At 51.9% G+C, this 23,333-nt stretch carries 11 protein-coding genes; 9 read left to right on the forward strand and 2 right to left on the reverse strand.

The annotated features are described in order from the left end of the window. Positions 1-2: 2 nt before the first annotated feature. Positions 3-1,106 carry a FecCD family ABC transporter permease gene (locus ACFVTB_RS10255; protein ID WP_387748113.1) on the reverse strand — a complete coding sequence of 368 codons (1,104 nt, stop codon included), beginning with the start codon at positions 1,104-1,106 and terminating at the stop codon, positions 3-5. Positions 1,107-1,327: 221 nt separating this feature from the next. On the opposite strand from ACFVTB_RS10255, the gene ACFVTB_RS10260 reads away from it, so the two are divergent. The 4 genes from ACFVTB_RS10260 to ACFVTB_RS10275 all read left to right on the forward strand — a co-directional run bounded on the left by ACFVTB_RS10260 (position 1,328) and on the right by ACFVTB_RS10275 (position 8,093). Continuing rightward, complete coding sequence (locus tag ACFVTB_RS10260; protein ID WP_387748115.1) at positions 1,328-2,419, forward strand: ABC transporter substrate-binding protein; 1,092 nt, start codon at positions 1,328-1,330, stop codon at positions 2,417-2,419. Positions 2,420-2,707: 288 nt separating this feature from the next. Then, positions 2,708-4,984: a glycosyl hydrolase family 65 domain-containing protein gene (locus ACFVTB_RS10265; RefSeq protein WP_387748117.1), complete on the forward strand. Its 2,277-nt coding sequence runs from the start codon at positions 2,708-2,710 to the stop codon at positions 4,982-4,984. 23 nt (positions 4,985-5,007) lie between these two features. Then, the gene (pgmB, locus tag ACFVTB_RS10270) at positions 5,008-5,643 is read left to right on the forward strand and encodes a beta-phosphoglucomutase (RefSeq protein ID WP_387748119.1); all 636 of its coding nucleotides are present in this window, start codon (positions 5,008-5,010) and stop codon (positions 5,641-5,643) included. Positions 5,644-6,458: 815 nt separating this feature from the next. Further along, positions 6,459-8,093, forward strand: coding sequence for a response regulator transcription factor (locus ACFVTB_RS10275; RefSeq protein WP_387748121.1), 1,635 nt, complete (start codon positions 6,459-6,461; stop codon positions 8,091-8,093). Positions 8,094-8,224: 131 nt separating this feature from the next. Here ACFVTB_RS10275 and ACFVTB_RS10280 read toward each other — a convergent pair whose 3' ends face one another. Beyond that, on the reverse strand, positions 8,225-10,975 hold the full coding sequence (locus tag ACFVTB_RS10280; RefSeq protein WP_387748123.1) for an alpha-mannosidase: 2,751 nt from the start codon (positions 10,973-10,975) through the stop codon (positions 8,225-8,227). A gap of 188 nt (positions 10,976-11,163) precedes the next feature. Between ACFVTB_RS10280 and ACFVTB_RS10285 the strand changes: the two genes are divergently transcribed. The 5 genes from ACFVTB_RS10285 (at position 11,164) to ACFVTB_RS10305 (ending at position 23,194) form a co-directional block, all read left to right on the forward strand. Continuing rightward, entirely contained in the window at positions 11,164-12,963 is a 1,800-nt protein-coding gene (locus ACFVTB_RS10285; RefSeq protein ID WP_387748125.1) for a cache domain-containing sensor histidine kinase, read from the forward strand. A 221-nt stretch (positions 12,964-13,184) separates the two neighbouring features. Then, positions 13,185-14,111 carry an ABC transporter permease gene (locus tag ACFVTB_RS10290; protein ID WP_387748127.1) on the forward strand — a complete coding sequence of 309 codons (927 nt, stop codon included), beginning with the start codon at positions 13,185-13,187 and terminating at the stop codon, positions 14,109-14,111. A 19-nt stretch (positions 14,112-14,130) separates the two neighbouring features. Further along, positions 14,131-15,015 (forward strand): carbohydrate ABC transporter permease, encoded by an 885-nt coding sequence (locus tag ACFVTB_RS10295; protein ID WP_387748129.1) that lies wholly within the window; start codon positions 14,131-14,133, stop codon positions 15,013-15,015. A gap of 63 nt (positions 15,016-15,078) precedes the next feature. Further along, positions 15,079-16,644: an extracellular solute-binding protein gene (locus tag ACFVTB_RS10300; protein ID WP_387748131.1), complete on the forward strand. Its 1,566-nt coding sequence runs from the start codon at positions 15,079-15,081 to the stop codon at positions 16,642-16,644. A gap of 103 nt (positions 16,645-16,747) precedes the next feature. Then, positions 16,748-23,194: an S-layer homology domain-containing protein gene (locus ACFVTB_RS10305; protein WP_387748133.1), complete on the forward strand. Its 6,447-nt coding sequence runs from the start codon at positions 16,748-16,750 to the stop codon at positions 23,192-23,194. Positions 23,195-23,333 lie beyond the last annotated feature (139 nt).

Here is a 23,333-nt window from a genome sequence, read left to right on the forward strand (position 1 = left end):
TGTTATCTCCCCCCAAACGCATACCCTTTTTTAACAAGCATGTACATGAACATCGGTCCGCCAATGAGCGCCGTAATAATGCCGATTGGAAGCTCTACGCTAGGAACGATGGTACGAGCGATTACATCGGCCCAAATCAGGAAAATGGCGCCGAACAAAATCGCGGTCGGCAGCATCCGGCGATGGTCGGAACCGACGAGTCCACGCACCATATGCGGAATAATGAGACCGACAAAGCCGATCATGCCGCAGGAGGCTACCATAATGCCTGTAATTAATGCAGAGAAAAGCATGTAAATTTTGCGGTAAACGCTCAAATTGATCCCAAGTGTAACAGCTGCTTCATCGCCCAGCATCATCGTATTCAAAATGCGGGGTTGCAGCAGGAAAAAGGCGCAAGACAGTATAACGGCGATTGCGATGAGCGGAAGGCGTTCCCAGTTGGCTACGGCCAGACTGCCCATCGTCCAGAAGGTAACGGTTTTGATGCCCTCAGCGTTGTTTGCAAAATAAACGATGAAGTTGGAGAATGCAGTACATAGCGCATTGATGACCATACCGGCCAAAACAAGTTTGACGGAGGTGATCTTGCCACCTGCGCCGGCGAGCGTCAGTACAAGTATCGCTGCGCCGAGCGCTCCAGCGAACGCCCAGAAGGCGACGCCCGTTTGACCGATCAGGCCGATCGAGCCGAAGCCGACCAAGATAGCGAAGGTAGCGCCCAGCGTTGCGCCCGACGAGATGCCGAGAATGTAAGGATCGGCAAGCGGGTTTTGCACGGCTGCTTGCATGATTGTGCCGCATAGCGTGAGCCCAGCGCCGATGAACATGGCCAACAAAACGCGCGGGAAACGAATTTTCCAAATAATATCGACAAAGGAGCCGGCTTGTAAATCTTCCGGGTTCCCGATCTGCAGTCCCGTTAATTGATGTAGCAGAATACGGTAGGACTGCGAGAGCGGGATATCGACTTGGCCGAACGAAACGGCTGCGACGACCGAGAAGAAGGCGATTGCGACGAGTACGCCGATAATCGTGAAGAAGCCGGCTCTAGTATGAATAATGGATGGTTTTGCCGAAGACGGCTCGGCACTGGCAGTTTGCATGAGTGATAACCCTTCCGTATATAAGTGATTGGGCCGAGCAAATAAACAAATAAACTCCTGTCTACATTTTGCGTAATAGAGCCCTCTCAAAGAATATAAGTGAAAATGATAATTGTTGTCAATGATAATCTTTCTCATTGACAACGTTCAAATTTGTCTTGTATGCTACGAGTGGTTCGATAACAAACATAAACAAGGTTCGAGGAGAAGGAGATAGGGGAATGAAAGCTTTTAAACAAACGATGCTGCCGCTGTTAGCCGTCATTTTGACGCTGCTGCTGGCCGCAGGCTGCGGTTCGAATGCGGCGAATAACGGAAAAGGAAATAGCAATGCCAATCAAGGAGCCGGTCAGCAGACCGAAAATGCAAATAACGGCGGGAAGCCGGAAGAAACGTCGGCAGCCGGAGGGAAAACTACCTATCCGCTTACGGTGAAAAACTACTCGCTTTCTGGCGAGGGCGGAAGCTGGAGCGACAAATCGCAAACATTTGATAAAGCGCCGGAGAAAGTGGTCGCTAATACACAAGGGGCGGCTGAGCTGCTTATTAAGCTGGGATTGACCGATAAAATGGTCGGAGTGGCTGCCGTTTATGGCGGAGGAGACCCGGACGTAGCGAAAGAGTTCAAGAAAATTCCGGTCATCTCCAAAGATTATGCAAGCAAAGAGCTCGTTGTAGGAGCAGGACCGGATCTCGTGCTCGGACGCGGCGACTTGTTCGCCGATGCGGACTGGGGAGTCGGCACGGTCGATGCACTAAACGCATTGAACATTAAGACATTCGTGCAAAGTACCAGCATCAAAGGCGCTACGCTCGACAGCTTATATAACGATATTGCGCAAATCGGACAAATTTTCGACGCGCAGGACAACGCAGCCGCTTATATTGAAGAGCTGAAGAAGCGGGCTCAGGCGATTAAGGACGGTTCTGCTGCCGTCGGCGGCAAAACGTTTGCTTACTCTTCGGATGCAGGCGAAGGAGCTATCGCCGTTTACAGCGGGAATACCGATACATTCCAAGCGGAAGTTCTCGGCCTGCTTGGGCTGAAAAACGCGTTTGGCGATTTAACGGGTGAAATTAGCCGTGAGCAACTGATCGCGACGAATCCCGACATTTTGCTGCTTTCGTACTACAGCGGGGCTCCAGATCCGGAGCAGACGATCAAGAAATTTTACGCCGATCCCGCTCTGCAAAGCTTGAAAGCTATTCAAAACAAAGCGATTTACGTCATTGATTTCAACCAGTTCTGGGGTTACAGCTACTCGATCTTCGACGGAGCCGAGAAGCTGGCGAAGGAGCTTGGCGCTAAGTAAAAATTGAAGAGCAGCCGGTACTGGACTGTGCTCCCTTTATATGGCGAATGCCATGGGGGGCGGTTCGTTATCCGGCTGCTTCTACTATCAGGTCAACCAGTATTTTCTGGTTGGCCTATTTTTTATGATCTTTTTTGGTGATCATCCGATCTCCCCGCAATGGGTCTACAGGACTGCTGCAAAACATCTTGGAATCGAACATCATTTCGATAGGAATGCGCCTATTGGCCTGAATTCGCCTTTTATATAATAGAGGGGATATTCAGAGCCGAAGGGTAGGAGATTACTGTGAGTTGGATCGTGGAACAATCCGGATTTGATCCGGAAAGGATTACGATTAACGGGAACAAGTTTATGCTGGGCAATGGAGCGCTCGGTTATCGTGGAACACTGGAGGAATTTACGAAGGAGCAACTGACGGCGTGCACGCCAGCTGGCCTATACGACAAAGTCGGAGACCAATGGCGGGAGCCGGTCAATGCGCCAAATGGGCTGTCGACTCGCTGGTTTTACAACGGCGAACCGCTTAGCCTGCTGTCGTCCGGTTACGAATCGCATGAACAATCGCTTAACATACGCAACGCAACCTTTCATCGGGCTACGACGTTCGCGACGCAAAGCGGCGGCAAGGCGGAAATCCGCTCGACCCGTTTTGTCAGTATGAGCCGTCTTGATCTGATTGTGCTGAAAGTGGACGTGCGCTGCTCGGAAGACGCCGAATTGACGGTGGAAACCGGCATTGACGGCGATGTTTGGGATATTAACGGTCCGCATCTCGAAGTTTTCGAGACGGTAGAGAAGGACGGGATCGTCAGCTTGTCTGCGCTGACGCACGAGCTTCGTCAGACAGTTAGCGTAGCTGAAGGCGTCGTGCTCGCGGGCATCGACGGTGAAGAAACGGCCGTTCGGACCGATAAAGGCGCGTACCGGAAAATAGTTTTTCGCTGTGCGGCGGGGCAAACGTATTCGTTCACGAAATACATTTCCGTCCGTTACGGTGAAGACCGTTCCGCAACGACAACAGCGGCGGCTAACAGCGTGCAGGAAGCGTTGAACACAGGCTACGAGAGCTTGTTGGCAGAACACGAGCGGGAATGGGAGCAAAAATGGGCCGCTTCAGACGTCGAGATCGAAGGCGATGACGAGGCGCAATTCGCGCTTCGCTACAGCCTTTATCAGCTGCATATCATCGCGCCGACCGAATCGGAGAAGGTATCGATTCCGGCTCGCGGACTGTCCGGGCAAGTGTATAAAGGGGCGGTTTTCTGGGATACGGAAATGTTTATGCTGCCGTTCTTTCTGTACAGCCAGCCGGAGGTCGCCAGAAATTTGGTTATGTATAGGGTTCATACGCTGGACGGAGCGCGCAGAAAAGCGGCGGAGTACGGCTTCCGCGGTGCTTATTATGCTTGGGAAAGTCAAGAATCAGGCGACGACGCTTGCACGCTGTTTAATGTGACCGATGTCTTTACGAATCGTCCGATGCGTACTTATTTCCGTGATAAACAAATTCATATTAGCGCGGACGCCGCGCACGGCATTTGGGAGTATTACCGCTTCACAGGCGACGACAGCGCCTTATTGGAAGGCGGCGCCGAGGTTATTTTGGAATGCGCAAGATTTTTCCATTCCTACTCTTACTACAAAGTCGATAAAGGCCGTTACGAACTGCTTGACGTAACGGGACCGGACGAGTACCACGAGCGTGTGAACAACAACGCATTTACGAACGCCATGGTCGGCCGGACGCTGGAAACCGCGCTGCAAACGATCGAACTGCTGCAAGCGAAACATCCGGCTTTCTATGAGCAATTGATCGAGAAGCTGGCTTACGCGGAAGACTTGGAGCATTTGCGCGCCATGCACTCGGAGCTGTACGTTCCTCAGCCGGATTCGGAGACGCTGCTGATCGAACAGTTCGACGGTTACTTCAAGCTTGAGGACGTCGAACTTCCGACGCTGAAGTCGCGAATTTTGAACAAGAACGAATATTTGGGCGGCGGCAACGGACTAGCGACAACGACGCAAATTTTGAAGCAGGCCGACGTCGTGCTCACGCTTCACTTGCTGAAGGATCGTTATTCGGAAGACGTGAAGAAGGCCAACTGGCAATATTACGAGCCTCGCACCGAACATGGTTCCAGCCTTAGCTCCTGCATTTACGCGCTTGTCGCGTCCGATATCGGCTCGCCGGATTGGGCTTATAAATATTTTATGAAAACAGCAACGATCGACCTGACGGGCGATTCCAAGCAGTACGTCGGAACGCTGTACATCGGCGGAACGCATCCGGCTGCCAACGGCGGCGCTTGGATGGCAGCCGCTCTAGGCTTCGCCGGCATTCGTCTCCAAGAAGGAACGATCGTCGTGAAGCCTGCGCTGCCGCAAGGCTGGAAGTCGATTTCGCTTCCGGTACGGATTTTGGGACAAAGCTTCCATCTTCATCTGACGTCATCGGAAGTTGCAATCGAGGCGGATGCAAGCAATCGTTCGGCGCAAGTTTTTGAGATAGGCGGACAACAATTGGCGGCGGAGCCGGGCAATCGGCTGGCGATTCGCCTTTAACAACACGGAAAGCGGTGAATAGCATGCGTACAGATTTTAAAGGGGCACTATTTGATTTGGATGGCGTTATCGTCGATACGGCAAAGTATCATTTCTTGGCTTGGAGACAGCTGGCACAGGATTTGGGCTTCGATTTTACCGAAGCGGACAACGAAAGACTGAAGGGCGTCAGCCGCACAAGATCGCTGGAAATCGTGCTGGAAGTAGGCGGGGTCACACTGTCCGAGGACGAGAAGACCCGTCTTGCGGAAGAAAAGAATGAGCGGTACCTGCAGTATATCCGCAACATGGATGAGTCGGAGCTGCTGCCTGGAGCAAAAGCGTACTTGCTGCAGCTGAAGGAGCAAGGCGTGAAAATTGCGCTCGGCTCGGCGAGCAAAAACGCGGTGTTTATTTTAGAAAAAGTCGGCATTCTGGATCTGTTCGATGCTATCGTGGACGGCACGAAGGTGTCGAAGGCGAAGCCGGACCCTGAAGTATTCACTTTGGGCTGCAGCGAGCTCGGTCTGACTCCGGCCGATTGCGTCGTTTACGAGGATGCGGAAGCGGGCGTGCAGGCGGCGATTGCAGCAGGCATGTACGTTGTCGGCATCGGCACGAAAGAGATTCTCGGCGCGGCGAACATCGTTGTTCGCGGACTGGACGAATTGGTCGGCTAAGCGCCGAGACTGCCACTTAGCCGAAGTGGTTAAACGGAAGAGGAGCTTTCTTCTTAGAGGTAGCTTTAACGCATTATGGCGTTGCAGGGGATGAACCCTGCAACGCCATTTTTATTAATATTCGAATGTCGCCCTGACTCTAAACGGACTAACGTTCCTCTCCCCTCTCGTTCCAACAATTCAACGCATCATCATTCCATCATTCCCTCATTTGATCATACGATCATTCAATTATTCCATTATTCCATTATTCAATTATTCGATCGTACTATCTCCTATCTCCTATCTCCTATCTCCTATATGCAACCGTTTTTCGCCACCCCTAATTCAAATGTGTATGAAATATCATATATAATATCCTGAAAGGACTACTTTTTGAGTAATATGTATGATTTTTCATACATATTTGACCAATTTCTTTATTTTTGTCCCAATATATATGAATTTTCATATATAATTACTTCATTCTCACTTTTACGTCGCAATATATATGATTTTTAGTACATAATCCCTGTAGCTGCAGAATTGAACACTTTCAAGTATTAAAGGAGCAGATAGGAAGCATTTTCCTCACACGCACACTTTGGCCGCAATTGAATTGCCGTTCAGGATAAGAAGGAATTTAATTGCTCTATCTGGAACTACAGATGACAGCGGTTTCAAAAAATGCTGAAACACTTTTAAAACTACCCTATAAAGTTTTGTTTTACCCCCGTGCAATCCAAAATCCGGTCGAGTAGTATGGAAATAGATTGACCCGCTGTTCGACGAACAAACAGAATGCGATGGATTACTTGAAGAAGGATGGTGAACGGATGCTGCGTGCCTTAATTGTCGATGATGAATTCGAGATTCGCGAAGGGTTGCGTAACCGATTTCCTTGGGACGCGTACGGGATTGAAGAGGTATTGGTGGCCGACGACGGCGATACAGCGCTTGCGCTTGCTTCCGACGTCCGTCCGGATCTGATTGTGACCGATATAAAAATGAACCGGATGTCCGGACTGGAGTTTCTCCGTTCCCTAGAGCCGTTAGAAAACTATTGTCCGGAGACGGTCGTCATTAGCGGCTACGACGATTTCGGTTTCGTGAAGCAGGCGATGCAGGTCGGCACGATGGATTACATTCTCAAGCCGATCAACATGCATGAACTGGAGCATATCGTTGGAAAAGCGATGGAGAGCATTCATCGAAGAAAGTTAGAGGAGCAAAACGAGCAGCAACTGCTTAATCAGGTGAAGTTTGCGATACCGAAAATGCGGGAAGAGCTGCTGCGAGAGCTTTTCGAACAGGAATATGATCCGTATAAAGAGGTCCGTCGGCGTCATCGGCTCGCTTCGCTCAATTTGGAGTGGATCGCCAATCAGCCAATGACGGTTATCGTCATCGAGGCCGACGATTTGAAGGCGGTCGAAAATCGTCGAAGCCAGGAAAAGGATTTGATTTTGTTCGGCATCGGCAATGTAGTCAACCAGACGCTTGAGGAGGAATTTCCGTTTCCTTTTGCGCTTTGTATGGACAGCGGCAACCGATGGGTCATTTTGCTGCTCAGCAACGTGCGCACGCAACAGGCCGATTTGGGCAGCAATATCGCGCAGCTGTGCATTAAACGAATCAATGATTACGTCAAAGTGGAGGCGAGCGCAGGCATACCGAAATCGCCCGGAAGCTTCGAGCAGCTCCATGAAATTTATAATGAGGCGGTCAGTGTTCTAGAGCAAAAAGCGGTATATGGCGGAAACAGGTTGTTTACCCCGCATGGCAGCTACGAGGAAAGCGACGGAGGCGACCTGTCGATGGCTGAGCCCGAGGAGGTGCTTGATCTTATCCGGTTCGGATCGGATGAAGATATTTCGTCCGGTATGGATCGCTTAGTCGGGATGATGAATGCGCGGCAGCCGGCTCATTTGAGGGATATTCAGCAAAAATGGTTCGAATGGCTGTTTGAGGTTTTGAAGCGGGCATCAGCGGCAGGTGTCTCGAATAAATCGTGGAAAACGAATCCGATTGCGCTTTGGGAGCAGCTTGAGCAGTATGATACGTTTCAATCGCTGCGGCTGCAGGTGGAACTGATCTTGAAGGAGACGGCGGCCGATTTCCGTAAGATGTCGGCGTCGCAAAGCCAGATCGTATGCGAGGCGGAAAAAATTATGCAGCGCGATTATGCGGAAGGCGTGACGCTGCAAAGCGTTGCTGCTGCGGTTCATGTCACTCCCGTATGGCTGAGCAAGCTGTTCAAAAAAGAGAAGAGGCAAACATTTCTCGAATATTTGACCGATATTCGCATCGACAAAGCGAAGGAAATGCTGGGCGACGTACGATTTAAGGTTTATCAAATCTCTTATCAGGTCGGCTACAAAGACCCGGTCCATTTCTCGAAGCTGTTCAAGAAGCAAGTAGGCTGCACGCCAAAGGAATATCGCAGACAAAGAGGCATCGTAGAAGAGTAAGCAAGCAAAGCAAGCAAAGCAAGCAAAGCAAGCAAAGCAAGCAAAGCAAGCAAAGTAAGCAAAGCAAGCAAAGAGGCCAGTTCCAAGAGCAAAATCGTTTGCCCGTAGGAATTGGCCTCTTTCATGTGATGTCAGTTTCGTGCAGCCGGTCTTGCAGAGTAGCCGATGGTGACGATTTTACAGCCACCGACAATTAGCTCGCCCTCTACGCGCTCGGAGCTTGCATCTTCCATAATCGTGCTGTTGTAGCATTCGGATGCGCCGTCTGGAGAGAGGCTAAGCTTCGTTGTTTCTGGCGACAGGTTAAACCACCTTGCCATGCAGTCGCCGCGTTCTTCGTTAATTTTCAGGTTGGAGAACGCTAGGCCGTCGCCTTGCCAAGCTAGGAAGTTGTACGCGAGCGCAAGCTCGCCTGCTTGCAAGCCGATCTGCACGACGGTCACGGGAACCTGGAACCGGTAAGCTTCCCGATAAGCGGAAAAGCGCTCATTCGCTCCGCCATAAGGGAGAATCAACCATTCCGCTTCTTGTAAGCCCAAGCATTGCGCTTCCGGTGTAGGGAAGACGCCCCAGTCGCCAACCTCGCCGACGGACCGCAGCAGCGTTAGCGCAATCGTGTTGCGGACGTCAAGCAGTACTTCGTATTCGTTCAAGCCTTTGCCGGCGATCGTTAACCCTCGGCTGTCGTCGTGAACGTCGACAAAAGCTTGCATATGCTGGCAGTTGCTTGGATTTTCCCATACTGCCGAAGGCTCGGATTGACGTTTTGCGACTTCAAATACCGAATCGGCGAAATGAACGGATGCGTCCGCATCGGACGGGAGCAGGACGCGAAGGCGGTGATCCTTCGAGCGGTTGTCAATCTGTGCATGCGCCCGCACACCGCGGCCGTCATGCTCGAGACTCAATTGAGTGACGATCGTAAGCGGGACCGTCTCGCCGGAACGTCCTGCCTTCCGCAACCGGAACTCGGTCATCGTCTCTATTTCTTGGACGAGCCGCTCGTCGGCGCTGGCGGGGATCGTCAGCGTATGCGTAATCTCCACGGTCGCTCGGTAAGACTCGTCTTCGACAATGCGGATAGCCGCTTGCGACCCTCTCGTCGTCACGGGCGAATCGCCTTCCGGCTGTCTGAAAATATATTCGTTCCCGATGTCGCCGATATTCTCGTAAACGCCAAGACCGGTGAACGATTGTCCGCTCTCTTTGTTCGTGATCGAATAGCTGCCGTCCTCCTCAATCGTCAGTTTGAGAAAACGATTCTCAAGCTGGCGGCCGTCATTGCTAACGAGCGATGGAGAAGACGACGATTTGCTGGTAGCTGACAGCTCCCGCTGTGAAATCCAAGCGAATGTCCGATAGCCCATGGACGGCAAAGCGCTGGTCTCGAACGTCAGCCGCAGCGTGCGGGCCATATAAGGCTGACGGAAACGGTCATTGGGCAGCTCGTAACCGAACCGGACGCCAAGATCCTCCACGGTGTGCGGAACGAAGCCGCCGCTGTCATCAACCAGAAAACCGTTCGCGAATGTTCGGGCCGCAACCTCGGCGGAGATGGCCACCGGGTCTTCGCTTTGGTCGAAGAAGCGGCGGGACAGCTCAACCTTCGCCGTCACGACGGACGAGCCTTCGTAGCCGCTCGTATTGAACAAGACGATCGGGGTTGCCTCCTCGCCATGCTCCGAAAAAACGGAAGTGCCGATCTTGGCGGCGATGAAAGCGGCGCTTTCAGCCGTCAAACGTTTGCCGACCTCGGTGCTCTTGGCGAAACGGGTTTCCATTTCGTGATAAACCTCGTCAACGCTGCAGCCGCAAATGCTGTCGTGCGGATGGTTTTGCATCAGCGTTTTCCATGCGTAGTTGAGCAGAGCGTGCGGATAAGGCTTGCCGAGACCGTGGGCGATGGCCGCCATCGGCTCCGCAATTTTCTCCAGCTGCGTCTGATTCCGTTGATTCAGCTGCTTGATATAGATGCGAGCGGAGGCGGTGTTGACCAAGGAGTACCATCCGTCGGTTTGCTGGCCGCGAAGCTCTCCTTCGGCAACGCTTAACGTGCGCGGCATTTCCGCTTTAACGGCTTGCACATAATCGTCGAAGTTGGAATGGACGAATTCGTAATCGGGAAACAGCTCTCTAGCCGTGCGAAGCGCAGCTGATAAATTTGTTTGTACCGGCTGGTGATCGCAGCCGTTCATTAGGAGCAGATGCCGGGTCGAGGCAAACTGCTCGGCGCGGGACAGCCGCAGCTCCCAATAGGGCTTCGCCTTTGCCGGATCCACCGGTATTTCCATGCCGTTGTTGTACCAGTTGGCGAAGAGGATGCCAAGCACGCTGGAGCCGTCTGGCGATTGCCAGATGAGCTCGGAGTAAGGCGATTCCAGCGAAGCGCCTTCACTAACCCGGTTATTAAAGCCCGTTGCCTTTACGCCGCGGCCGAAAACGGCAGTATCGATGCCCGCTTCTTTCAGCAATTGTGCGGCCTGCCCCATGTTGCCAAACGAATCGGGGAAGTAGCCGAGCCTCGAATACGACTTGAATGCCGCGGCGTCTCGACGGCCGATATGCAAATTGCGAACATTGGCTTCGCCGCTTGTCAAAAACTCGTCCTGCAAAATATACCAGGGGCCGAGCGAGAGCTTGCCTTCGTCGCATAGCTGCTGAATCCGTTCCCGTTTCTCCGGATACACCTGCAAGTAGTCTTCGACAACGATCGTTTGTCCGTCCAAATAAAAGCTGCGGAATTCCGGGTCGTTCTCGAACGTATCGAGCAGCGTGTCCAACGTTTCGATCAGCTTGACGTGATGAGCTTCGTAAGGCATATACCATTCCCGATCCCAGTGGGTGTGGGAGATGACATGAACTACCCGTTTGGATGCCGTCATGACTCGTTCCTCATTTCCGTAAAAAAGTAGGTATTACGAAAATAGTGTAAAGAATCGGATGATTTGTCACAATGAGGAGAAAGCAAACTTTAAGGGGAAATGTTATTCGTTTTTGGCACAGCGCCGACGATTTCGTTGAGCCGGCTGCCGAGCAATCGAGGGCAATTTAACGAAAGGCGGTATGGCGGGTGAGAAAAGTATCATTACGGTTAGCGTCATCGTTCCGCAATCGCGTCATTATTATTTTTCTTATTCTTATTCTGATCCCGTTTTTGCTGTTTGCCAATTACGCCAGCGTTAAAGCGGTTGAAGGCATCTCCGATACGAATACGAAAATGACGATGAGCTATTTGCAGCAGGCGAGGAAAAGCTTCCAAATCTATTTAAATTCCTTAAATGAACAGGTCAACGAAGTCATCGGCAATAAAAAGGTGCAGGAGTTGCTGTCCGACGAAACGTTGAACGAATACGAGGAGGAAATGTTCGCCGGCAATATGCTGACCGTGCTTCATCAATCGGCCACAGACGTTGATGCTTTCCGTTTGAAAGTGTACCCGACGAAGCCGAGCATGTATCCTTCATATATGCGTTCGATCGACGAATCGGTTTCAGTAGGTGAACAATACTGGTTCCGCCATTCCCTTGATAACGTCAGCCCAACCTGGTATTTAACGATGCCAGAGCGCGGGAAATACGGGAAGCCGCTGCTTACTTACGTCAAGCGCTTCACAGGACTTTACGACTCGAAGGTGAGGGGGATGATCTCCGCCGATTTGTCGGAGGATTATTTGAAGCGTTATTTCTCGCCGTCCGATCAGCTGAACAATCAGAAGCTGCTGCTGATCAATGAGCTCGGCATCGTTCATTACGATTCTACGTCCAATGAATGGACTGGAAAGGAGTTTCCATCCGACACGTTTATCGAATCGATGAGCGGCGACTCCGGCTCTGAGTCGATCGAAATTAACGGGCAAACGTACTTGGCGACTTATGTGAAAATGGCCAATCAGCCATGGAGCCTTGTCAGCCTGACCCCGCTTCAAGAGTTGACGGGAACGATTGATCAAATCAATCGGATACTTGGCGTCTTTCTCGTTATTTATGTACTCTGCTGTTTAAGCGTAGTCTTCTATATTACGGCTTACTATACGCAGCCAATCGCCCATTTGGTTCGCATTATGCGCAGGCTGGAAACGGATAATCTTCGTTATTTGGTACCATGGTCGCCCCGTAAGGACGAAGTGGGCTGGCTCTATCGGGGAGTTGGCAGCCTTGTACAGCGAATCGAGGGTTTGGTCAAGGAAGCCGCGCAGGCCGAACGGAATAAGAAAGCGCTCGAATTCCAGGTGCTCAGCCACCAGATTAATCCGCATTTTCTATATAATACGTTGGAGTCGATCCGTTGGAAGGCGGAAAACCACGGCCGGAGCGATATTAGCGAAATGGTATCGTCACTTGGCAACCTGCTTCGGCTCAGCCTCAATCAAGGGAAAGAAATTACGACGCTGCGCCGTGAAATTGAGCAAGTGAAAGCGTATGTCTCGATCGAACAGGCTCGTATGGGAAAAACGGTACGCATCTTTTATTCGGTGGACGAGTCGGTGACGGAGCTTCCGTTCCTGCGGCTTCTGCTGCAGCCGCTTGTCGAGAACGCGATTCAGCACAGTGTGCGCGGCGACTTCGACAAAGGCAAAATGATGATAACGGCTCACCGGGACGGCAACGACATTCTGATTGAGGTGGCGGATAACGGCAAAGGCATTCCACAATCGGTGCTCAGTCAATTGGAGGAGGGCGAGCTTAGCGACAAGCCAATTCATAAAAGCGGAGGAGTCGGCCTGCGCAACGTGAATGAGCGCCTCAAGCTGTACTTCGGTGACGCCTACAAGCTTAAAATCGAAACGGGGCCGGAGATCGGCACGACGATTACATTAAGACACCCGATCTTGAAGGAAGGCGAGAAGCCGGAGCTGGCCGGTGCGGGTTAAGAGGCGGTTGTGAAACTGGGGAATCGCGTTTTACCGCGACAGTTATAGAAGGTGATGAAGAAGAGGGAGGCGCCGGCAGCGGCGGCTTTCTTTTTTTGAACCGGGAATTGTGAATCTGGGGAGGAGGATAAAACAAAACCACAAAGGATAAGAATGGCTCATAGTTTACGATAGCCGGCTCCTCTACAATGAAACTATCACAAGAGGGAAGGGAAATCGATATGAAATCAATTGGAGTCATTGGGGAGTTGTTTAGAAATCGGACCGTACTATTGATGTTCCTGCCCGTAGCAGTGCTCCTATTCCTGTTCAACTACTTGCCGTTGTTCGGTCTTGTTATCGCTTTCAAGGATTTCGATTTTCAGAAAGGCATTTTAGGAAGCGATTGGATGCAGCCGCTGCTCAATAACTTCGATTATTTATTTTCATCCGAAACGGCGTTTCGGGCGGTGCGCAATACGATTCTGCTCAACGCTTTGTTTATAACGGTTGGCCTTGTATTTGAAGTCGGTTTTGCCTTGTTGCTGAACGAGATTCGCAATAAATACTTCAAACGCTTTGCTCAATCGCTAACGTTTTTGCCATTCTTCATCTCGTGGATTGTAGTTGGCGTATTCGCCTATAACCTGCTCAACTTCGATAACGGATTAATTAACCGCGTCCTGACGGCCTTCGGCGCAAATCCGATCGATTTTTACAGCACAGCAAGTCTATGGCCGCTTATTCTGGTCGTTACAATCCGCTGGAAAGTGACCGGTTACGGCACCATTATTTATTTAGCGGCGTTGACCTCGGTCGACAATTCGTACTATGAAGCCGCTGCGATCGACGGAGCTTCCAGATGGCAGCAAATGCGGTATATCAGCATCCCGATGCTGAGGCCTACGATTATTATATTAACGCTGCTTGCCGTCGGGAAAATTATGAATGCCGATTTCAGTATGTTTTACGCGATGGTCGGCGACGCCTCGCTTATCTTCCCAACGACGGACGTTATCGATACATTTGTATATCGAAGCCTGCGCAAGTCCGGCGATATCGGCATGGCCTCCGCCGCCGGTTTCATGCAATCGTTGATCGCTTTCGTGCTCGTCATCGGAAGCAATTACATCGCCCGCAAAATCGACCGAGACTCGGCGATATTCTGACAAGGGAGGAGCAACTACCGTGGTTAGCAAAAAAATTACGCTTTCTCAAACGCTCATCGTTATCTTTATTACCTTGTTCAGCTTATCCTGCCTCTTTCCGTTTCTAATGGTCGTTTCGGGATCGCTGAGTACAGAGAAAGACATATTTGATTACGGCTATCGGCTATGGCCGAAAACTTTCACTCTCGATTCCTACAAAATATTGCTGCTAGGTTCTTCTCGCATACTCGACGCCTACGGGATCAGTACGCTGGTTACGGTGGCCGGCACGGCATTGTCGCTGCTCGTCACAAGCATGGGAGCATACGCCATGGCCCGGCGAACGTTCAAATACCGGAACATTTTATCGATCTACGTTATTATAACGATGCTGTTTAACGGCGGCCTTGTGCCGTGGTATATCATCTGCGTTCGTTACTTGGATTTGAAGGACTCGCTGTGGGCGCTGATTTTGCCGATGCTGGCCAACGCGTTCAACATGTTCCTGATCCGCAACTTTATGCTCTCGATACCGGAGGATATGAACGAATCGGCAAAAATGGACGGCGCGGGCGATTTCAAAATCTTTTACAGGCTAATCCTGCCGCTATCGCTTCCAGTTATGGCCACAGTCGGGCTGTTCGTCGCTCTTTCCTACTGGAACGACTGGTTTTTGGGACTTATGTTTGTCGATAAGCAAGAGTTTCAGCCGCTTCAGCTGCTGCTGCGTACACTCGTGTCGAACGTTGAGTTTTTGAAAAGCTCAAGCAACGCTGCTGCCATGCAGCGCATCTCGGCGCAAATTCCGTCCGAATCGATCAAGATGGCGCTAACGGTCATCACGATCGGTCCGATTATATTCCTCTATCCGTTTGTACAGGGCTTCTTCGTCAAAGGTCTGATGGTCGGCGCTGTGAAAGGGTAATTTTCAATGGCTATATCGGCTTTGCCGTGTAGTATATAATGACAAGCTAAGGGAGAGGTCAAGATGATGAGGAGCGTTAAAAGGTTACCGCTGCTGCTGGCCGCAATCATGGTATTCAGCTTAATTCTTGCCGCATGCAGCTCCAACAAGAGCACCAACAACACGCCGCCTAGCAACAATAACGCGGCGACGAATTCGCCTTCGGCTGAAACGCCAAGCGAAAAGCCGGAAGAGGAAGTAACGCTGAAGTTCTACTTCGGCGGCGACAAGAAAGCGGCTACGGACGAAGTATGGGGCAAAGTGAGCGAGTACGTAAAAGCAAAAGGCCTCAACGTCAAGTTCGACATTAACTTTATTCCATTCAACGACTTTAAGGAAAAAATGCTTGTTATGGCCGCATCCGGCGACAACTGGGACATGAACTTCGACGGCGACTGGCTGTCCTATAAACAAATGGCAGCGAAGGGCTCCTACATGGCCTTGAATGATTTGCTGCCGAAATATGCTCCAAACCTGTACAAAAAGTACGAGGAGCAAGGCACGCTCGCTGCGGCGACGGTCAACGGCGAAATCGTCGGCCTGCCATGGACGATGAAGATGAACGAGCGCAAATTCACAGGCTGGCGTTCTGACTTGATCGAGAAAGCCGAACTCGACTATCCGAGCGGCTCGGTGAAGACAATCGAAGACGTCGACCGCTTGCTGCGCGATTTGAAGAAAGCGTATCCAAACGAACGTATTTCCCGTACGCCGCCGGTATCGCTCATCATGATCCGCGACGAATGGGTGGATATGAACTTCCACGGCCTCGGCTTCTACTTGAACGACGATAAAGTGACGATTCAAGCAGTCGAGCAGCAGCCTTTCTATTTGGAAGCGGCTAAGCTGGCAAAAGTATGGTACGACGACAATCTGATCAACCGCGACGCTATGATCGATAAAACGGATGAAGCAGCGGAATGGCGCAACGGCAAGAAGCTGTTTACCGTTACTTCCCACGAGTGGGTAAGCGCAAATCCGGGCTTTGCCGATCCGGCCTACAAGATGGAATCGGCGGAACTGTATCCGGACAAACGCTTCATCAACCGTACAGCTTTGGCTAACGTCGTGGCGATCAACCGGAACTCCAAAAATCCAGAACGCGTGCTCCGTTTGCTCGACATGATCGAGACAGACAAAACACTTTATGACCTTGTGCAATACGGTATCGAAGGCAAAACGTACGTGCTGAACGGCGAAACCGCCGAGTATCCGGAAGGCATGGAAACAACGACGAGCAACTACATGGAGTGGGGCGGCCAATGGGCGTTCTGGAAGCCGCAATTCATGCGTCCTACAATGACGTATGGAGCGGATTTCTGGGTGAAGGAAGCTGAATTTGCCAACGAGCCAAGAAACATCAATTCGCCGATCGACGGACTGTTTATTGCCGAAGACGCGATGAAAAACGAAATTGCCAAACGCGACACGGCAGTAGAAGAATTCAACAAGCCGATTGAGTTCGGCGTTGCCAAGAATACCGAGAAAGCGGTAGCAGATTATATCGAGCTGCAGAAGAAAAACGGTCTCGACAAAATTATTGCTGAGACGCAACGACAAATCGACGAGTTTCTTGCCGCGAAAAAATAAGTAAATCGCTTGCCGAGAAGCCGACCGCTGCGTTTGAAGGGCGGCTTCTCTTTTTTACACTCTAATTGTAAAAACAAATCTAGCATGCATGGGAGGTTTAATAGTGAAAATTGTCAAGAGATGGGTGAAGGTGCGCACACGAATATCAGTTTTTCTCGCGATCATGCTACTAATCACATCGATTGGCTTGCCGACCGTCGGTGCGGCGGGTGGCGCCGGAGCGCAAGACCAAGTGGATATTATCCTTGGCGATACGGCCGTTTCCAACGGCATTACGGCAAGAGCAGGTGACAATGAGGCAGGGCTGAAAACCGGTACGGTGGCAGGCAGCACCTACTGGCAGACGGATAAAACGGATGGCACTTATTATTTTTATATGAACGTGGACGACGGATTTTTGTTCGACAACAGCGATTACGATGTGGAATTAACCATCGATTATTACGATGAGGGCGACGGCAAAATTGTACTGCAATATGATTCAGCCGGTCCATCTTTCAAGGATGCGCCATTATTTTCTTATGGCAATACGCAGCAGTGGAACCAACATACGTTCTCGCTGACCGATGCTAAGTTTGCCAACCGGGCGAACGGCACCGATTTCCGGATCGGCATCGAGGGCGGCGGAGCCAGCTATCAGACGAACGCCGACATGAAGCTTGCGAAGGTCGCGGTGAAAAAGATTCCGAAAAACGCGCCGCTCCAAGAAGTGAGTATTGCGCTGGGGGCGACTCCCGATAAGCAGGGCATTGACGCTAGGGCGGGCGATACGTCCGATGATGGCTATATCGTTGGGGAAACCGGAGGCAAATCCTATTGGCAGACCGATAAAGCCTCAGGCATCAGCTATTTCTACTTCAATGTCGACGATAGCTACCTGTATGACAGCACCGATTATAACGTCGACGTTTCAATAGACTATTTCGACGGAGGAAATGGCAGCTTTCTTCTCCAATACGATGCGCAGTCTGCCGAATTTAAAGACAGCGGCGTACATACGTACGGCAATACACAGCAGTGGAAGCGCCATACGTTTACGCTGACCGACGCCAAATTCGCCAACCGGACGAATGGTTCCGACTTCCGGCTGAGCATTGAGGGCGGAGGCATTAACGGAGGACTTAATCCCGATTTGAAGGTGGCTGGCGTCACCGTCAAGAAAACGCCGAAGCAAGCGCCGGAAGAGCAAGTTAGCATCATGCTTGGCGATACGCCGGTATTGAACGGCATTACGGCGAAACCGGGCGACGGCGACCCTTCGCATCTGGTGACCGGTATCGAGGATGGGAAAGGTTATTGGAAAACGAACCAAACGATCAGCAGCTCCGAGCACAGCGACAACATCTTATATTTCTATTTTGACGTAGATGACAGCTTCCTCTACGACAATACCGATCAAGATGTTTATGTTATCGTCGAATATTTCGACCGCGGCAACGGCAGCATGAAGCTGCAATACGATTCGAAAACGGCGGATTTCAAGGACGCGCCTGAATTTACGTACACGGATACGAATACTTGGAAGAAACGTACGTTTAAGCTGGGTGATGCGAAATTCGCCAACCGGAACAACAACGGCGATTTCCGCCTCCATGTGTCTGGGCCGGGATCGCTTGGCAATAATCCGGAGCTGCAAATCGCTTCTGTAACAGTCAAGAAGGCCAAACAGCGAGTCGTCAATTCGGTAACGAAAGTGTACGATACGTTTTATGAAACGGACGATGTCGTCATCGCCGATATGAGCGTCAGTGATTTTGGCGCAGCAGGGGACGGCATTGCAGATGATACGCAATCGTTCCAGGATGCGCTTGATGCGGCCGGCAATAATGGCGGCGGAGTTGTCTTTGCACCGGCAGGTGTCTACAAGCTGACTCGTTCGTTGATTGTGCCGACCGGCGTTACGCTGCGCGGCGACTGGGCGAATCCGGAATCGACGAACGGGCAAGTGCTCGGTACGGTGCTCGCTGCCTATGCAGGTAAAGGAGACGAGAACGAAGCGAGCCTCCTGCAGCTGGCCCCGGTGAGCGGCGTGACGAATTTGTCCGTCTGGTATCCGGAGCAATCGATAACCAATCCGGTTGCTTATCCTTGGACGTTCGAGCAGCTGTCCGGCGACAGCGCGACGATTAAGAACGTGACGCTGGTCAATGCTTACAATGGCATTAAAATCGGCCCGGTTTGGAACGAGCTGCATTATGTGAAGAACGTTTACGGGACGGCGTTGAAAACAGGTATTTTCCTTGACTTTACGACAGATATTGGACGGCTGGAGGATGTGAGCCTATCGCCTTCAGTCTGGGCGAATTCCGGTCTTCCAGGCTCGCCGTCGCAATCCGATTTGTTCGCCTACATGACGGCAAATGCGGAAGGAATCGTGATGGGCCGCTCCGACTGGGAGTATATGTCCAATCTTTCGATTTCCGGCTTTAAGACTGGCATGCGAGTAACGACAAGAACAGGCAGCCTCGAAACGGCGAACGCGCAAATGTACAAGGTTCGCATCGAAGACTGCAACGTGGCGCTCAAAATCGAAGGCGTCAACGACTTCGGCTTGCTGATTACGGACAGCAGCTTCAAGGCGAACGTAGGAACAAATCCGATCGCGGTGCATGCGACTAGAGGCTTCCAATCGATCGTACAGTTCAACGGTTCCGTATTCGGCGGCAGTCCGCAGCATGCGGTTGTGAACGAAGGCAACGGCGTTTTATCGTTCGAGAACAGCACCTTCGAGAACTGGAACGATCAAGCGGGCGGCTATGCAATCGCAGCGAAGAACGGCTCGCTCATTATCGGGCAGTCGGAATTTGCGAAGAATGCAAATCATGTACGGCTGGAAGGCAGAGTTTCGGCAGTGAATGCGGTCAATTCCGGTCATGGCGGCGCATTGCTCGTCGATGACCAGAGCGACGGAGCTGATGTTTCGGTTCATCAGGATGCGAGATACACGCTCGAGCAGCTTCCTGCGGTAGGGGCGCTTGACCGTGAAGTGCAGCCGCGTCCTGCGACGAATGAGTTGTTTAACGTGACAGCATCCCCTTACGATGCCGACAACAACGGTTTAATCGATGCGTCGGCCGCCATTCAAGAGGCGCTGGACGACGCAAGCGCGGCGGGGGGAGGCACGGTATATTTGCCGGCCGGCATCTATCGCGTCGAGCAGCGGCTTACGATTCCGACCGGCGTTGAGCTTCGCGGCTCATGGGATGTGCCGCATCATACGATCGGCGGAGGATCGGTTCTGTTTACGAATTACGGAGAGAACGATCCGGATGGTGAAGCCTTCCTATCGCTGGAGCAGGATGCAGGCATTCGCGGGCTTTCCGTCTACTATGACAAACAAAATTGGAACGTCGTTAAGCCGTACGCTTGGACAGTGCAGGGCAAAGGCAGCGGCGTCTATCTGATCGACACGACGCTGGTCAACCCGTATAAAGGGGTCGATTTCGGCACGTACAATACGAGCGGCCATTACATCGATTACGTGGCGGGCTCGCCGCTCCTCGAAGGGATTTTCCTTGGCGGAGGCGCGGATGGCGGCTTGATGCGGAACGTGCAGTTCAATCCGCACTATTACGGAAGAAACATTTATCCGAATCACCCGTCGACGGATGCCGATTTTGACGCGGTATGGTCGTACCAGAAAGAGCATTTGGACGCGTTCCGTATCGGCGACGTGACGAATGAAACGATTTTCAACACATTTGTCTATGGCTCCAAATACGGTATACATTTCGAGGAGCAGAACGGCAGCGGGCCGGAGGCGATCGTTATCGGCCACGGCACGGACGGCAGCAAGAAGGGGGCGGTGCTGGACAGCGCCGGTCCGGGCGGCTTGCAATTTATTAATACGGAGCTCGTATCGATGAGTACGTCCGATAAAGTGTACGTGCTTGTAGGTGAGCAATTCGATTCGAAGGCGATTTTCTTCAACACGTCGATGTGGGGCGATACGACGCGGTCATTCGATATTTTCGCCGGCGACGTAAGTATTCAGCAAAGCAACTTCACGCGAGTAGGCGAGCGCGGCATTAACGCGATCGGCGGCGACGTTACGCTGTACAATTCCTATTTCCAGCAGCCGAATACAGAACATGTCTATGCTGGCCCTGGAATTGAAAAGCTGATCGTAACGAACAACCTGTTCAAAGGCGGCATGCAGCTGACGAACGAAGCGCTCGATCGCGTGTCGGGCACGAATCTTGTTCCTGTTGCGCTTGATATTGTTAAAACGGCGTTCGACGAAGGAAATTCGGCTAATTCGAATCTAACGCTGAAGCTGACCAACGTATCGGAGCCTGCTCCGATTTCCGGCAAAATCGAGCTGCTTTCGCCGGAGCATTACGGCAGCCTGTTCGGGCCGATTCGGTTCGAAAATCTTGCTCTGCTGGACAGCGTATCCATTCCGCTTCCTTACTTGTCGAGCGACACGCTGAAATACAAAGTGACGTTGGCGGGAGGATTTACTTATACGACGTCGGTTAGAACGGCGCAATCGTTCGCGACTCGTGCCGATGCGGCACAATCGGTGCGGCCGATCATCGACATTTCCAGTCCTAGCCATTACAGCAGCCAAGGCGGCAGCTGGAACGGGCCGGACGATCTGAGCGCCGTGACGGAAGTCGAGTGGGATGATGACAACTTGTACATTAAAGTAACGGCAAAGGATAATACGCATCATCAAACGTGGACGAACGGCGATATTTGGCAAGGCGATAGCCTGCAGCTGGGTATTGACCTGTCGAGAAAGGACGGCGCCACTAGTAAAAATGTAAGCGAGCTCGGGTTTGCCGTCACGAACAGCGGCGTCGCTACCAAATGGAGATGGCGCGCTCCTGAAGGATTGGCAACAGGCACGCTGAACGGAGTAACAGCGGATATTGCGCGGAACGAAGCAAATAAACAAACGGTCTACGACATCGTAATTCCGTTTGCTGAGCTTCACGGATCTGGTTACACGTTCTCGAAGCGCGATCCGATTGGATTGACAGTATTGTTGAACGAAAATGACGGAGCGGGACGCGCAGGCTTTATTGAATACAACCAAGGCATTGGTACGAGCAAGGACGCTAGACAGTTCGGTGATCTGTATCTGCTTGACGCCTCGTATGCAGACTTGCTGGCGCAATCGGCGGAAACAGCGGTTGCTGCGGCTGAGCAGCATCGGGACGTTACCCGCATCGACACGGCTGCCAATTTCGTCAGCCTGCTGCCGGATGGAACGGTGAAAGCCGGCTTTGCGGCAAGGCTTGCCGCTATTGGCGGCGGGTCGGGCAATCCGGGTCCTGGAACGAATCCAGGCACGAATCCTGGAACGAATCCGGGATCGAGTGCCGGAGGCGGATCGGGCGCCAAGCCGGTCATTACGGTAAATGCCGACGGCAGCGTTGTTGTGGCAACGAGTCCTACGCTAGACAATGCGTCGAAAACGGCGAACGCTTCACTCTCGAAGGAACTGCTGGACGAAGCGTTCCAGAAAGCGACGGCCGGTGCGGGCGGCAACAAGAAAGTGACGATTCAACTGTCCGCCGTCAGCGGATCGAACGGCTACTCGTTAGAGCTTCCGTCCGGTTACGTAACGCAGACATCGCCAAATCAGACAATCGAGCTTGTTACTCCTCTCGGTACAATCGTACTGACGAGCGACATGCTGTCGCCGAATAAGTCGGCGTTAGGAGAAACAGTAACGATTGTGATCGGGCAAGCGGATCGAAGCCGCTGGAGCGAATCGCTCCGTCAGCAAATCGGCAGCCGCCCTGCCGTCGATTTGAGCGTCCGGTCGGCCGGACGTGCGGTTGCTTGGCAAAATAAAGATTCGAAAGTAACCGTATCGCTGCCGTATACGCCGTCGGCGGGAGAAGCAGGCGACGCCGACAAGCTGACGGTTTGGTACATCGACGCGTCCGGAAAACCGTTTTCCGTTCCAAGTGGACGCTACAACCAAACGAAAGGACAAATCGTATTCCATACGACGCATTTCAGCCAATATGCAGTAGTCTATGTGCAAAAGAGCTTTAACGATCTGAGCAAGCATGGCTGGGCGAAGCAGGCGATCGAGGCATTGGCCGCAAAAGGCATCGTCAACGGCGTCTCGGCAGCTGCTTACCAGCCGCAAGCATCGATTAAGCGGGCCGATTTCGTCAAGCTGTTGATCGACACGCTGGGCTTAACGGCAGATGCGAAAGGCGATAGCTTCTCTGACGTGAAGAGCGACAGCTATTATGCCGAAGCGGTTGGAATTGCCAAGACGCTCGGCATTGCAACGGGAACGGGAGATAACCGTTTCTTGCCTGAATCGGCGATTACCCGTGAGGAGGTTGCCGTATTCGTTGACCGGGCGATTCGTCTGGCAGTATCAGGGGAAGCCGGTGGTTCGGAGCAATCACTAGCAGCGTTTAAGGACGCGTCCAGCGTCTCGGCCTTTGCTCGGGACGGCGTTGCCGCCGTCGTGCAAGCGGGGCTTCTCCAAGGAAGCGGCGGAATGCTTTATCCGAAAGGCAATTTGACTCGCGCTGAAGCGGCCGTTCTGCTCTATCGTATTTATAATCTGTAACAAAAAAATGAAGCAAGCGCCGGTTCGCAGCCGGCGCTTGCTTCATTTTTGAATAGGATGGGCTAGAATCTTTACAAACGAACATACATTCGATATGATCGACGTGGATGTATTTACCATTTTTAGAAAGGGCGATGAA

The organism is Paenibacillus sp. NPDC058071, from assembly GCF_042885235.1.
Lineage (GTDB): Bacteria > Bacillota > Bacilli > Paenibacillales > Paenibacillaceae > Pristimantibacillus.